Below are 719 nucleotides of genomic sequence, written 5' to 3' on the forward strand. Positions count from 1 at the left end.
AGGGTGGCGTCCCGGCCGACCTCAAAATTCAGGTGGAAGGTCACGCCGCTATCCTCCAGCAGGCGGGCGCGCCGCTCGACCACATGTTTTTCCAGCTTGAAGCCCGGAATGCCGTATACCAGCAAGCCGCCCACCCGGTCATAACGGTCATACATATGAACCTGATAACCCTTGCGGCGGAGCTGGTCGGCTGCGGCCATACCGCCCGGACCGGCGCCGATGATGGCCACGCTCTGTTCCAGTTCGCGAACCGGGGTTACCGGCTTTACCCAGCCATTTTCCCACGCCGTATCGGTAATATATTTCTCAACCGCGCCGATGGTAACGGATTCGAATCCCTTCTCGATCACGCTGGACCCTTCGCACAGGCGATCCTGCGGACAGATGCGACCACAGATTTCCGGCAGGCTGTTGGTGGACTGGCTCAGCTCATATGCCTCTTCCAACCGGCCATTGGCCGTCAGGTTCAACCAGTCGGGAATATTGTTCTGAACCGGACAATGAACCTGGCAATAGGGAATGCCGCACTGGGAGCAGCGAGACGCCTGCTCTTTTGCCTTTTTCGGCGTAAATTCGTCATAAATCTCGTTGAAGTCTTCCCGGCGCGCTTCCGCCCCCCGCTTTACGGGCATCTGTTTTTCCAGAGAGACAAATTTCAGCATATTTTTAGACATACAGGCGATCCCAGCTCAGCTCCGACCCCAATAAGGGCTCCGAGG

The 719-nt window shown here is 57.4% G+C and carries 1 protein-coding gene; it reads right to left on the reverse strand.

The window, feature by feature from the left end:
- Positions 1–674: NAD(P)-binding protein (locus QQJ79_RS15590; protein ID WP_284223844.1), on the reverse strand; the 674-nt coding region annotated here is incomplete at its 3' end.
- Between the last annotated feature and the right edge of the window lie 45 nt (positions 675–719).

Origin of the sequence: Brevundimonas denitrificans (genome assembly GCF_030160755.1) — a bacterium.
In the GTDB taxonomy this organism is placed as follows: domain Bacteria; phylum Pseudomonadota; class Alphaproteobacteria; order Caulobacterales; family Caulobacteraceae; genus Brevundimonas; species Brevundimonas denitrificans.